The sequence below is a fragment of the Vibrio sp. AK197 genome (genome assembly GCF_053903115.1).
Genome location: NZ_CP096430.1, coordinates 2,918,438 through 2,931,549, shown reverse-complemented (window position 1 = coordinate 2,931,549; position 13,112 = coordinate 2,918,438). Strand labels below are relative to the sequence as shown.

10 protein-coding genes are annotated in these 13,112 nt (G+C 47.0%); 7 read left to right on the top strand and 3 right to left on the bottom strand.

Features of this window, described 5'->3' with window-relative positions; genetic code table 11:
- The first annotated feature begins 67 nt into the window (after window positions 1-67).
- From secB to cysE, 3 genes are all read left to right on the top strand, one after another.
- Window positions 68-538, top strand: coding sequence for a protein-export chaperone SecB (gene secB, locus M1D72_RS20720; protein ID WP_390194564.1), 471 nt, complete (start codon window positions 68-70; stop codon window positions 536-538).
- Between the two features lie 117 nt (window positions 539-655).
- Entirely contained in the window at window positions 656-1,693 is a 1,038-nt protein-coding gene (gene gpsA / locus M1D72_RS20715) for an NAD(P)H-dependent glycerol-3-phosphate dehydrogenase (RefSeq protein WP_456296376.1), read from the top strand.
- Between the two features lie 85 nt (window positions 1,694-1,778).
- Entirely contained in the window at window positions 1,779-2,600 is an 822-nt protein-coding gene (cysE, locus tag M1D72_RS20710; protein WP_390194566.1) for a serine O-acetyltransferase, read from the top strand.
- Between the two features lie 82 nt (window positions 2,601-2,682).
- Here the strand turns inward: cysE and M1D72_RS20705 are convergent, their stop codons facing one another.
- The 3 genes from M1D72_RS20705 to argE all read right to left on the bottom strand — a co-directional run bounded on the left by M1D72_RS20705 (window position 2,683) and on the right by argE (window position 7,651).
- Window positions 2,683-3,225 carry a PadR family transcriptional regulator gene (locus tag M1D72_RS20705; protein ID WP_390194567.1) on the bottom strand — a complete coding sequence of 181 codons (543 nt, stop codon included), beginning with the start codon at window positions 3,223-3,225 and terminating at the stop codon, window positions 2,683-2,685.
- A 415-nt stretch (window positions 3,226-3,640) separates the two neighbouring features.
- Entirely contained in the window at window positions 3,641-6,274 is a 2,634-nt protein-coding gene (gene ppc, locus M1D72_RS20700) for a phosphoenolpyruvate carboxylase (protein ID WP_390194568.1), read from the bottom strand.
- 237 nt (window positions 6,275-6,511) lie between these two features.
- A complete protein-coding gene (gene argE / locus M1D72_RS20695; RefSeq protein WP_456296375.1) occupies window positions 6,512-7,651 on the bottom strand; it encodes an acetylornithine deacetylase in 1,140 nt (379 codons plus the stop codon).
- Window positions 7,652-7,807: 156 nt separating this feature from the next.
- On the opposite strand from argE, the gene argC reads away from it, so the two are divergent.
- The 4 genes from argC to argH all read left to right on the top strand — a co-directional run bounded on the left by argC (window position 7,808) and on the right by argH (window position 12,957).
- Entirely contained in the window at window positions 7,808-8,809 is a 1,002-nt protein-coding gene (argC, locus tag M1D72_RS20690; RefSeq protein WP_390194570.1) for an N-acetyl-gamma-glutamyl-phosphate reductase, read from the top strand.
- 29 nt (window positions 8,810-8,838) lie between these two features.
- Entirely contained in the window at window positions 8,839-9,627 is a 789-nt protein-coding gene (gene argB / locus M1D72_RS20685; RefSeq protein ID WP_456296374.1) for an acetylglutamate kinase, read from the top strand.
- Window positions 9,628-9,717: 90 nt separating this feature from the next.
- Window positions 9,718-10,932: an argininosuccinate synthase gene (locus M1D72_RS20680; RefSeq protein ID WP_456296373.1), complete on the top strand. Its 1,215-nt coding sequence runs from the start codon at window positions 9,718-9,720 to the stop codon at window positions 10,930-10,932.
- A gap of 150 nt (window positions 10,933-11,082) precedes the next feature.
- A complete protein-coding gene (argH, locus tag M1D72_RS20675) occupies window positions 11,083-12,957 on the top strand; it encodes an argininosuccinate lyase (protein WP_390194573.1) in 1,875 nt (624 codons plus the stop codon).
- Window positions 12,958-13,112: the final 155 nt, after the last annotated feature.

Genomic DNA, 13,112 nt, shown 5'->3' with positions numbered 1-13,112 from the left:
CTTCACAAATCATCTTCTCAGGGTAGTCTCATGAGAGACTTTGAATTTTGAAATAAAGGATTTAGATATGGCTGAAGCAGCACCTCAAGAAGCGCAACAAAACTTTGCGATTCAACGTATTTTCTTAAAAGACGTCTCTTTTGAAGCACCAAACTCACCGCAAATGTTCCAAAAAGATTGGAATCCAGATGTAAAACTTGACCTTGATACGCAAAGCCGTGAACTCGGTGAAGGTGTTTATGAGGTTGTTTTGCGTTTGACTGTGACAGTGAAAAACGAAGAAGAAACGGCATTTCTATGTGAAGTACAACAAGGTGGTATCTTTACAGCTGAAAGCATGGAGCAAGGCCAACTTGCTCATTGTCTTGGCGCGTTCTGCCCGAACATCTTGTTCCCATACGCACGTGAAACGATTTCTAGCCTGGTTGTAAAAGGGACTTTCCCACAACTAAACTTGGCGCCAGTTAACTTTGACGCGTTGTTTATGAACTACCTACAACAGCAAGCTGCGCAAGGCGAAGCCTCTACCGAAGCGTAATTGCGGTGGAGCTTGACTCCAAAATAATGAAAAAATGCACAATGCACCTGATTTTCAGATCTGCCTTGTGCATTTTTTGTTTACAATAATCACTCACTCTCATTTTCAGGCGGAATAATGACAAACGAAAAAATCGATAATGCCTACGGTAAAGAGATTGCTATGACCGTGATTGGTGCGGGCTCCTACGGGACTTCTTTGGCGATTTCACTGGCTCGTAATGGCGCGAACGTCGTGTTGTGGGGGCATGAACCTGAACATATGGCTCGCCTACAAGCTGACCGAGAAAATCAGGCGTTTTTGCCTGGCGTGAGTTTTCCTGAGTCACTGATTATTGAAGCGGATATTGAACGCGCTGTCAGCGCTAGCCGAGACTTACTTGTGGTGGTACCAAGCCACGTATTTGGTCTCGTGCTAACCAGCCTGAAACCTTACTTACATGCGAATTCACGTTTGTGTTGGGCCACCAAAGGGCTCGAGCCAGAAACGGGGCGTCTACTTCAAGACGTCGCGCATGATGTGCTTGGCGAACAGTATTCATTGGCGGTCTTGTCAGGGCCAACTTTTGCTAAAGAGCTTGCGGTTGGTATGCCGACGGCTATCTCGGTGGCCTCGCCGGATGATGAGTTTGTCCGTGACCTTCAAGAAAAGATTCATTGCAGCAAAACATTTCGCGTCTACGCCAATAAAGATTTTACGGGCATGCAACTTGGCGGTGCTGTGAAAAACGTTATTGCGATTGGTGCTGGTATTTCTGATGGTATCGGATTTGGCGCGAATGCGCGTACCGCATTGATTACTCGAGGTTTGGCGGAGATGACTCGTCTGGGTGTTACTTTAGGCGCCCAACCTGATACCTTTATGGGCATGGCAGGGTTAGGGGATTTAGTGTTAACCTGCACGGATAACCAATCGCGAAACCGTCGTTTTGGTTTGGCCTTGGGCCAAGGTAAAGATGTTGATACCGCTCAGGATGATATCGGACAAGTGGTTGAGGGTTATCGCAACACCAAAGAAGTGTGGATGCTTGCTCAACGTAAGGGAGTTGAAATGCCCATCGTTGAACAAATTTACCAAGTTTTATATCAGGGCAAAGATGCCAAAATGGCTGCTCAAGATCTTCTTGCTCGTGATAAAAAGACCGAAAACCAGTAATGAATCGTGTGATTAGGTCGATGCTTTGACGCTGAGAAAGATAACGGTTCGTTAGGCAGGAAGGATTTGCCACCTAGGAAAGAAAATGAAACATTGTCAAAAACAGAATGTATGGCAGAAGGTGGTTCGAGAAGCTCGTGACTTAACCGAGCAAGAGCCGATGCTCGCCAGCTTCTACCATGCAACAATCATCAAGCACGATAGCTTATCGTCCGCACTTAGCTACATTCTTGCGAATAAATTGAATACCCCATCCATGCCGGCGATGGCGATTCGAGAAGTGATTGAAGAGGCGTTCGCCGCCGATTGTACGATCACCGAATCTGCCGCGTGCGATATTTGCGCGACGGTGAATCGAGATCCTGCGGTGTCAATGTATTCGATGCCATTGCTGTATTTGAAAGGTTATCACGCGCTACAAGGTTACCGAGTTGCAAATTGGTTATGGAAACAAGGGCGTCTAGCGTTAGCGACGTATCTGCAAAACCAAATTTCGGTGGCGTGTCAGGTCGATATCCATCCGGCAGCAAAGGTTGGACGCGGCATCATGCTTGACCACGCAACGGGTATTGTGATCGGTGAGACTGCTGTGATTGAGGATGATGTATCGATTCTGCAAGACGTGACCTTAGGGGGCACAGGCAAAGAGAGCGGTGACCGTCATCCGAAAATTCGTGAAGGGGTGATGATTGGCGCAGGGGCCAAGATCCTCGGCAACATTGAAGTCGGTGAGGGGGCGAAAATTGGCTCTTGCTCTGTGGTTCTGCAACCTGTCCCGCCGCATACAACCGTTGCTGGGGTACCCGCTAAAATTGTCGGTCGACCGAAGTCTGAGCGCCCTTCATTTGATATGGACCAACAGTTTAACGGTAAAAATCAAACGTTCATTAATGGTGATGGGATTTAAAGCCCAGACGATTCAATACACAAAAAGGCGACCTTCTGGTCGCCTTTTTTCACTGATCATTCAATGCTGCCTTTGCACTGATTTATTGTGATAGTGCGTTTAACTCAGCCAGTGTCTCTTGCGCCCAATCAAGCCACGCTTGGCGGCTAAATAAGTTGCGACGGAGCGTTAAACGTTCCAAGCGTTGCTGAGTATCTAACAGAGAAGGCGTTGGATAGTAGGCCGCTTCAATCTCTTTATAGTGCGCGATTAACTTCTTCGATTCTTCAATCAATTCTGCCAGTTGTACACGGAACAGTTCTGATGGTTGTACGGCGCATGCCATTAATTTTGCTGAAAACTCATCGCGTACGGTTGGATGAGCTGTTGGCTGTTCAAACCATTCGCCTAACGCTTTTCGTCCTGCGTCGGTGATCGAGTAAACTTTACGATCTGGTTTGCCTTCTTGTGGCTCAAGGACACAAGTGACGAGCTCGTTTTGAGCCATTTTGTTGAGTTCGCGGTAGACCTGTTGATGGCTTGCTTTCCAAAAATAACCAATGGTAGAGGAAAACTCTTTAGTAATATCGTAACCCGTTGCATCACGAGTGCTGAGTACGGTCAAGATAACGTGCGGTAATGACATGTCTTCAATCCAAATAGTCAATAAACTTCAAACTCACTATCGTGAACACTGGTGTGCTTCTTTGGCACATTTATTCAGTTCTATTCGATAGTGGCCAACACTGTGTTGGCAATGTCACCTCAGAAAAGCCGTTTATCACCTAGATGAAATCGAGGCTAGAAAGCCCGAAAGGAGCGAATATAAATTTTATTCTGTTTCGCTAGGATGAGTAGTATATCTAAATAATAAGCATTAGGTAGAATAGATACGAGTGATTTATAAAAAAAATGATAATTCACTCAATATTTACATTTAGCAGAGGAATGTATCATTAGTATTTATATATTCAGGATAGATGGATTTTTGTGCTAAATGATAGATAGGAAAAAGACAGAAAAAAGGGGAAAGCCAATTACGCTTTCCCCTTTTAGTAGTATTAGCCGGTGTTACGCATACCGGCAGCGATGCCGGCGATCGTCACCATCAATGCCTCTTCGAGGTCCGGAGAGGCTTGCTCAGTACTTCGTGTACGGTAGAGAAGCTCAGCCTGTAGCATATTCAATGGTTCGACATAAATATTCCGTAAACGAATAGATTCCAGTCCCCATGGATCGCTCTGCATTAAGTTCTCGTTGTTTTCGACGTTAAGCACCGCTTTGATGTCGCTTTGTAGTTGCTTACGCAAACGCTCACCAAGAGGAAGTAAGTTGGCATCCACCAAGCGCTGATCATAGTCACGAGAGATATCGATATTACATTTAGAGAACACCATCTCTAACATGCCGAGACGAGTGGAGAAAAATGGCCATTCGCGACACATCTCCTCAAGTAGGGCTTGATGGCCTTTATCGACCGAGAATTGAATGGCTTCACCTGCCCCTAGCCAAGCTGGCAGTACTAAACGGTTTTGGCTCCATGAGAAAATCCACGGAATCGCACGTAAGCTTTCCACGCCACCATTCGGGTTACGTTTTGATGGGCGAGAACCGAGTGGCAACTTACCTAGTTCTAGCTCAGGGGTGGCTTGGCGGAAGTAAGGTACAAAGTCTGGCTCGCCACGAACGATGTTACGATAAGCTTCACAGCTGACATCAGACAGCGTTTCCATGAGGTCGCGCCAATCTTGCTTTGGTTCCGGAGGCGGCAGTAGATTGGCTTCCAGAATCGCACTTGCATAGAGGTTGAAGCTATTGACAGCAACGTCTGGCAAGCCGAGCTTAAAGCGAATCATCTCGCCTTGTTCTGTTACGCGCAGGCCACTCTTCAAGCTTTTTGGTGGTTGAGAAAGTAGCGCCGCGTGTGCAGGTGCGCCGCCGCGTCCAACGGTACCACCACGGCCATGGAACAGTGTTAGCTCAATGCCTTCACCTTCTGCAACTGCCACCAGTTTTTCCATCGCGCTATATTGTGCCCAGCCTGCCGCCATCACACCGGCATCTTTCGCCGAATCGGAATAACCGATCATCACCATTTGATGGTTCTGAATAAAGCCACGATACAAGTCGATACTCATCAACTGTTTAATGACGGCTTCTGCATTGTTCAAATCATCAAGCGTTTCAAACAGTGGGCACACGTCCATACGGTATGGACAGCCGGCTTCTTGGAGAAGTAAATGAACAGCGAGGACATCCGAGGCTGTGCGTGCCATCGAGATGACATACGCACCAAACGATTCACGAGGCTGCGCCGCGATAATACGACAGGTATCGAGAACTTCCTTAACCGGTTCTGATGGCTGCCAGTCACGCGGTAGTAATGGGCGTTTTGAGCTCAGTTCATTGGTTAAGAAGGCAATTTTATCTTGCTCGCTCCACTGATCATAATCACCAAGACCAAGGTAACGAGTCAGTTCAGAAAGAACGTCCGAGTGGCGAGTGCTCTCTTGACGAATATCTAAGCGTACTAAGTGAACACCAAATGCTTTGACGCGGCGTAAGGTATCCAGCAGAGAACCGTCAGCGATAACGCCCATGCCACACTCATGAAGGGATTGATAACACGCGTACAATGGTTCCCAAAGCTGGTCAAGATGTCGCAGCGGCGCTTTAACCGACAGTTCTTGTCCGTGCAGTTTAGCGTCTAAAATTTCTTTGGTTTCAACCAGTATGCTACGCAGCTGTTTTAATACCGCACGATAGGGTTCATGCTCATCTTCACCCGCTAACTGACGAACGGCATCGTTACACTTCGTGATCGATAACTCACTGATCAACTCGTTGATGTCGTTTAAGTAGAGATCAGCGGCTTTCCAACGAGAAAGCAATAACACTTCGCGAGTAATGGTATGAGTCACAAATGGGTTACCATCACGGTCTCCCCCCATCCATGAAGAGAAGTGAACAGGGCGTGCGTCAATAGGCAGCCCTTCATCTAGGTGTTCTTTAAGTTTGTCATTGAGTTCGCGCAGAAACTCAGGAACCGCTTCCCATAGCGAGTTTTCGACAACGGCAAATCCCCATTTCGCTTCATCAAGCGGGGTTGGGCGTTGCTTACGAATCACATCAGAGTGCCAGCTTTGTGCGATCAGCTGCTCAAGACGACGCTCGGTTTTTTGGCGTTCTTTAGGCACTAAATCGCTGTGTTCTAGCTTAGAAAGACACTCGTTAATTTTCACCAATTTATTAATCATGGTGCGACGAGTGATCTCGGTTGGGTGCGCTGTGAGTACGAGCTCGATGTTAAGATCACGAATAGCCTGTGCGGCGTCGAGTTTACTGACGCTGTTTTCTTGTAGTTTTGTAAATAGGCTATTGAGGGCATCAGGCTCATTTATATGAGATTCACAGTGGCGTGAGATAGTGTGGTACTGCTCGGCAATATTGGTCAGATTCAAAAACTGGTTAAACGCGCGTGCTACTGGCGTTAGGTGTTCATCTGGAAGGTTTTTTATTTCTTCAATCAGATTGTTTCGGTCCGATTGATTGCCTGCGCGGGCGGATTTGGAAAGCTTACGAATGGTCTCCACTTTCGCAAGGATTTCATCTCCGTGAGCATCACGGATAGTATTCCCTAGCAGATGCCCAAGCATACTAACGTTGCTTTTGAGCGCAGAATATTTCTCGTTCATTGTCGTCCTGCCTTGTAAAAAAATTACATCCAATGTTCTTTTATTCAAGAGAACAATCTAGCGAAAAATGGAATGCTGAGCAAATTTTGATAGGTTAACTTGCCTGTGATAGCGCACCAAAACTGCGAAATTGTTCAAATATTTCCGGTTGACGTACTGAAAAAAAATTACAAATTTAGGTGAAAATAACGTCCTGTCTGTCTTTATCGCCAATCACACCATCACGTGATGTGTGAATTATTGAAAACAATATTTGCGAATAGAGTCAGTTAATATTCTCACCGTTGGGTTGATAAACTCAAACGCCAAGAATTCGTCGGGCTGATGAGCTTGGTCTATTGAGCCGGGCCCCAGCACGAGCGTTGGGCAAAGTTCTTGTAAAAACGGCGCTTCAGTACAGTAATTGACGGTCTGTGATGGTGTGTCACAGATGGTTTCCATTTCGTGGATAAACGGGTGGTTATGATCGCATTCATAGCCTGGAATCGCATCGTGCAGCGGGCGAATGTCGATCAGTCCTGGCCACTTGGCTTCGACTTCTTTTAGAGCGCCGCGTAGCATGTTATCCAATCCGTCTAAGGAAATGCCTGGCAACGGTCGAACATCATAATGCAGTTCACAGCAGCCACAGATGCGGTTCGGGCTATCACCGCCATGGATATGGCCCAGATTCATAGTCGGATTTGGAATGGCAAAGCCTGGGTGATGGTACTCTTTGACCAGTTTGTCACGCAGTTGCATCATCGCAAATAAGATTTCATGCATGATTTCGATGGCATTAATGCCAAGAGAGGGATCGGAAGAATGTCCTGAACGTCCAGTGACACGAATCGCGTTTGCTACGTGACCTTTATGCCCACGTACCGGAACCAGACTTGTGGGTTCGCCAATAATGCAGTAATCGGGTTTGATCGGCGCTTCATCAGTGAAGCGGCGCGCGCCCAGCATAGTGGTTTCTTCATCACATGTCGCGAGAATATAAAGTGGTTTATTTTGCTTCGACCAATCAATACTTTTAACGGCTTCAAGAATAAACGCAAAGAAACCTTTCATATCTGCCGTGCCAAGACCGTAAAAGCGGTTGTTGTCTTCTGTTAGCGCGTGCGGGTTGTAATTCCACTTACCTTCATCAAATGGCACTGTATCGCTGTGCCCAGAGAGAAGCAGGCCGCCTTCTCCTTGCCCCTTCTTAGCCAATAAATTGAATTTACCTTTCTCTTGTTCGGTAATGTGCAGCTCAAAGCCTAAGTCTTGCAACCAGCCTGCGAGTTTGTTGATCACTTGCTCATTGCCTTCATCCCAGCTTGGGTCTGTAGAGCTGATGGAAGAGGTTGAAATGAGGTCGCGATATATCTCAATAAATCCTGGTATTTGCATAATATTCTCGCCTTAGCTGTTGACAGAGATTCACTTAAAAGGTAAAAGACATATTAAATCATTTTTTATGAATAAAAAATCAATAAACCTGAAAATTTCTAAATTTATAATCAGTATTCAGGTTGGTTTTTTACCCCGAATTTTGGATGCTAAAACATGTTAAAAACCACAATAATCGGAGCTAGCGGTTACACCGGCGCGGAACTGGCCATAATGGTTAATAAACATCCGTCGCTCACGCTATCAGGTTTGTATGTTTCCGCCAACAGTTTAGATGCAGGAAAGCCGATTTCTCAATTGCACGGACAGTTGGCGGGCATTGTGGATGACGCTATTTTGCCTTTGACAGACGTAGAAGCTGTTGCACAAGCGTCAGATGTGGTGTTTTTAGCCACCGCTCATGAAGTGAGCCATGATCTTGCTCCGCAGTTTTTGGCGGCGGGTTGTAAGGTCTTTGACCTCTCAGGCGCTTATCGTGTCAATGACGGTGAATTTTATCCAACATTTTATGGGTTCGAACATCAACACGGCAGTTGGCTAGAAAATGCGGCTTATGGCTTAGCCGAATGGAACGTGCAACAGATCAAACAGGCGCAGCTAATTGCGGTTCCTGGTTGCTATCCTACGGCCTCACAATTGGCGATGAAACCACTTATTGAGGCTGGCCTTATCGATACGCAGCAATGGCCAGTAATTAACGCGGTAAGTGGTGTGACGGGTGCAGGGCGTAAAGCGACCATGACCAACAGTTTTTGTGAGGTCAGCCTTCACTCGTATGGTGTGTTTACCCACCGCCATCAACCTGAAATTGCCAGTCATCTCGGCTGTGACGTTATTTTTACGCCGCACCTTGGCAACTTCAAACGAGGCATTCTTGCAACGATAACCATGAAACTGGCTTCCGGTGTCACTGAGCAGCAAGTGGCGAAAGCGATGCAAGAGGCGTATGCAGATAAACCGCTGGTGCGAGTTAAGTCCGCGATGCCACAACTGCAAGATGTGCAGAAAACGCCATTTTGCGATATCGGCTGGAAAGTCCAAGGCGAGCATATCATCGTTGGTTCGGCCATCGACAACTTATTAAAAGGCGCATCAAGTCAAGCGATGCAGTGCGTCAATATCCACTTTGGTTACCCTGAGCTTACTGCCTTACTTTAGTTAGGCATAGCGTAGTGCAAGGAAATGTTATGACAGAGACAACTCAATCTCCGCTTGTCATCAAGTTAGGTGGCGCGGCACTGTCGAATAGTGAAACCCTAAGTCAAGTATTTGGGGCGATTGCCACTTACCAGCAGCAAGCTCAGCGACGAATTGTGGTCGTTCACGGTGGAGGCTACCTAGTGGACGATCTTATGGCGAAATTACAACTTAAGTCGGTCAAAAAAGATGGCTTACGTGTAACGCCTTATGAGCAGATTCCAGTGATTGCTGGCGCTCTTGCAGGGACAGCAAACAAGATGCTGCAAGGTCAAGCGATCAAAGATGGTTTGAATGCTGTGGGATTGAGCTTGGCGGATGGCGGGCTGTGTGTGGTTGAAGAACTTGACCCGGAGCTGGGCGCGGTGGGCAAAGCGACACCGGGCAACGCCACGGTTGTCGAAGCGATTTTGGCCACTGGCGCTCTACCGATCATTAGTTCCATTGGTTTGACGCAAGACGGTCAAATGATGAACGTCAATGCAGACCAAGCGGCAGTGGCTGTTGCGGGGGCATTAAACGCTGAATTAGTCCTGCTTTCCGATGTGAGCGGTGTGCTGGACGGCAAAGGCCATTTACTGCATAGCCTAGATGCCGAGCAAGCGAAAAAGCTTATCGATGGCAAAGTTATTACCGATGGCATGATTGTTAAAGTCAACGCAGCTTTGGAAGCGGCGAAAGAGCTTGGACAAGCGATCGAAGTGGCGACTTGGCGTTATCCAGAAAAGCTCGCGACCTTATTTAGCGGCCAAAGCATTGGCACACGATTTTTACCTTAGTGGCTAAACCACTAACGATTACACCACGAATTTAGAATTAAATCCTTAGCCTGACCGCCGAGAGCAGAGCTAAGTGTTAGGAGAATTAACATGAGCAAAGTTGACGTAAATAAAGTTGTTGTCGCGTATTCAGGCGGTCTAGATACATCCGTGATCATTCCATGGCTAAAAGAAAACTACGATTGTGAAGTGGTTGCCTTTGTGGCTGATGTTGGCCAAGGCGCCGAAGAGCTTGAAGGGGTTGAAGCCAAAGCCAAAGCGTCTGGTGCTTCAGAGTGCTACGTCGTTGACCTTAAAGAAGAGATGGTGGCGGAATACATCTACCCAACGCTTAAAACGGGCGCCTATTATGAAGGAAAATACCTACTTGGTACGTCCATGGCACGCCCTATTATTGCGAAAGCTCAAGTGGAAGTTGCCCGTAAAGTTGGTGCTGATGCGCTTTGCCACGGTTGTACAGGTAAAGGAAATGACCAAGTGCGTTTTGAAGGTGCCTTTGCAGCGCTTGCCCCTGATTTAAAAGTGATTGCCCCTTGGCGTGAATGGGATCTTGTTAGCCGTGAAGAGTGTCTAGATTACCTAGCTGAGCGCAACATCCCTTGTACTGCGTCATTGACGAAAATTTATTCACGTGATGCAAACGCATGGCACATCTCTACAGAGGGTGGCGTGTTGGAAAGCACTTGGAATGCACCAAACGAAGATTGCTGGGTATGGACTGTTGACCCAGAGCAAGCACCGAATGAAGCTGAATATGTGACTGTCGGTGTAAAAAATGGTGAAGTCGTATCGGTTGATGGTCAAGCGCTTAGCCCTTACCAAGCGCTGGTTACGCTAAATGAAAAAGGCGCGAAGCATGGTGTTGGCCGTATCGATATCGTCGAAAACCGTCTTGTTGGCATGAAATCTCGTGGCTGTTATGAAACACCAGGAGGCACCATCATGATGGAAGCACTACGTGCCGTTGAACAACTGGTATTAGATAAAACTTCGTTCGAATTCCGTGAAGAACTAGGTGTAAAAGCGTCGCACCTTGTATACGATGGTCGCTGGTTTACGCCGCTTTGCAAATCGATCATGGCAGCGGCAGAATCTTTAGCAGTAGACGTGAACGGCGAAGTTGTGATTAAGCTGTATAAAGGCCAAGCAACAGTAACGCAAAAACGTTCTGAAAACAGTCTATATTCTGAAGAGTTCGCGACATTCGGCGCAGACGAAGTTTACGACCAAAGCCACGCTGGCGGCTTTATCCGTCTTTACTCTCTCTCAAGCCGCATTCGTGCTTTGAACGAAGCTAAGAAATAACCAAGCACAGCTGATGAGTCGGGCAAAGAACTCGGCTCACACCATCACTAGAAGCTAAGCAAAGATCGCGATGTCGCGGTCTTTGCTGCAATCAAATTCGAGTCATAAGCAAGAAGGTAACTTGTGGCTGGAAGTCGTAGGAGAGACGCAATGGCATTATGGGGCGGAAGATTTTCCCAAGCAGCAGATACTAGGTTCAAAGACTTTAATGACTCGCTTCGCTTTGATTACCGATTGGCTGAACAAGATATTGTTGGTTCGATTGCTTGGTCAAAAGCCCTACGCTCAGTTGACGTGCTTAGCGAAGAAGAGCAACAGAAGCTGGAGTTAGCATTAAACGAGCTTAAGCTTGAAGTGATGGAAGCGCCCAACCAAATTCTACGCTCAGATGCGGAAGATATTCACTCTTGGGTTGAACAGCAGCTGATCAGTAAAGTGGGTGATCTTGGTAAAAAACTCCACACGGGACGTTCACGTAATGACCAAGTCGCAACAGATTTAAAGTTGTGGTGTCGCCAGCAAGGGCAACAATTGCTGCTTACCCTTGATCGCTTGCAAAAGCAGATGGTAAACGTGGCCAAACAGCACCAAAATACCGTGCTACCGGGTTATACTCACCTTCAACGCGCCCAGCCAGTCACATTTGCTCACTGGTGTTTGGCTTATGTTGAAATGTTTGAGCGTGACTATTCGCGTCTGTCTGATGCACTAACACGTCTTGATACCTGTCCATTAGGCTCTGGCGCATTGGCGGGCACCGCCTACTCGATTGACCGTGAGCAACTTGCTCATAATCTTGGCTTTCGTCGTGCAACTCGTAACTCTCTAGATTCGGTATCTGACCGTGACCACGTGATGGAGCTGATGTCTGTGGCGTCGATTTCTATGCTGCATTTGTCTCGCCTGTCTGAAGATATGATTTTCTACAATTCGGGTGAATCTGGCTTTATTGAGTTGGCCGACACTGTGACGTCAGGCTCTTCACTGATGCCGCAGAAGAAAAACCCAGATGCGCTAGAGTTGATTCGTGGTAAGACAGGCCGTGTGTATGGCGCACTATCCGCGATGATGATGACGGTGAAAGCGCTGCCGTTGGCTTACAACAAAGACATGCAGGAAGACAAGGAAGGGCTGTTTGATGCGCTCGATACTTGGAATGACTGTATGGAAATGGCCGCTCTGTGCTTTGATGGCATCAAAGTGAACGGTGAACGTACGCTTGAAGCTGCGAAGCAAGGTTATGCGAACGCCACAGAATTAGCGGACTACTTGGTGGCGAAAGGGATTCCATTTCGTGAAGCTCACCATATTGTTGGGGTTGCGGTCGTCGGTGCTATTCAGCAAGGTTGTGCATTAGAAGAGCTAAGTCTTGAGCAGCTCAAAACCTTCTCTCCTGTGATTGAAGAAGATGTTTACGCCATTCTCACCATCGAGTCCTGTCTTGAGAAGCGCAGTGCATTGGGTGGGGTGTCGCCTCAACAAGTCGCGTACGCGGTCGAACAAGCGGATAAACGGGTGCTAAAGCGTGACATTTCTACCGTCAAAGTGCGTCCTGCACGTTTAACCGATGTTGAGTCGCTAGAAGGTATGGTTGCCTACTGGGCTAACCTTGGTGAGAACTTGCCCCGTTCACGGAATGAGTTGATTCGTGATATTGGATCGTTTGCAGTGACCGAAAATAACGGCGAAGTCACGGGCTGTGCTTCGTTGTATGTCTACGATTCTGGATTGGCCGAGATTCGTTCATTAGGTATTGAACCAGGATGGCAAGGTCAAGGCCAAGGCAGCGCAATTGTTCATCATCTGGTGGAAAAAGCTCGGCAAATGGCAATCAAAAAAGTATTCGTTTTAACTCGGACTCCAGAGTTCTTTATGAAGCAGAGCTTTTTGCCCACCTCGAAGTCCTTGCTGCCCGAGAAGGTTCTTAAAGATTGTGATCAGTGTCCTCGTCAACACGCGTGCGATGAGGTGGCGTTAGAGATTAACTTGGTTGAACAAGTTATTACTAAGGTCAGTGTTGCATAAGAGACTGATTTCTAAATGAAGTAAAAAATCAGCGAAAAATGATCAAAAAAGATCGTTACTTCGTGGAACTATCAAGAAAGGTGAGGGTCTATTAAAGTACCACTGCTTTTTCTTAGAAAGTTCTCTAAGAGAGCCCCAAACCTGTTATTGGTTTT

Excerpts from the sequence above, each read along its gene's own strand:
- argB (WP_456296374.1), top strand. The coding sequence starts at position 8,839 with ATGACAGAGACAACTCAATCTCCGCTTGTCATCAAGTTAGGTGGCGCG.
- M1D72_RS20705 (WP_390194567.1), bottom strand. The coding sequence starts at position 3,225 with ATGTCATTACCGCACGTTATCTTGACCGTACTCAGCACTCGTGATGCA.
- ppc (WP_390194568.1), bottom strand. The coding sequence starts at position 6,274 with ATGAACGAGAAATATTCTGCGCTCAAAAGCAACGTTAGTATGCTTGGG.
- argE (WP_456296375.1), bottom strand. The coding sequence starts at position 7,651 with ATGCAAATACCAGGATTTATTGAGATATATCGCGACCTCATTTCAACC.
- gpsA (WP_456296376.1), top strand. The coding sequence starts at position 656 with ATGACAAACGAAAAAATCGATAATGCCTACGGTAAAGAGATTGCTATG.
- secB (WP_390194564.1), top strand. The coding sequence starts at position 68 with ATGGCTGAAGCAGCACCTCAAGAAGCGCAACAAAACTTTGCGATTCAA.
- argC (WP_390194570.1), top strand. The coding sequence starts at position 7,808 with ATGTTAAAAACCACAATAATCGGAGCTAGCGGTTACACCGGCGCGGAA.
- argH (WP_390194573.1), top strand. The coding sequence starts at position 11,083 with ATGGCATTATGGGGCGGAAGATTTTCCCAAGCAGCAGATACTAGGTTC.
- cysE (WP_390194566.1), top strand. The coding sequence starts at position 1,779 with ATGAAACATTGTCAAAAACAGAATGTATGGCAGAAGGTGGTTCGAGAA.
- M1D72_RS20680 (WP_456296373.1), top strand. The coding sequence starts at position 9,718 with ATGAGCAAAGTTGACGTAAATAAAGTTGTTGTCGCGTATTCAGGCGGT.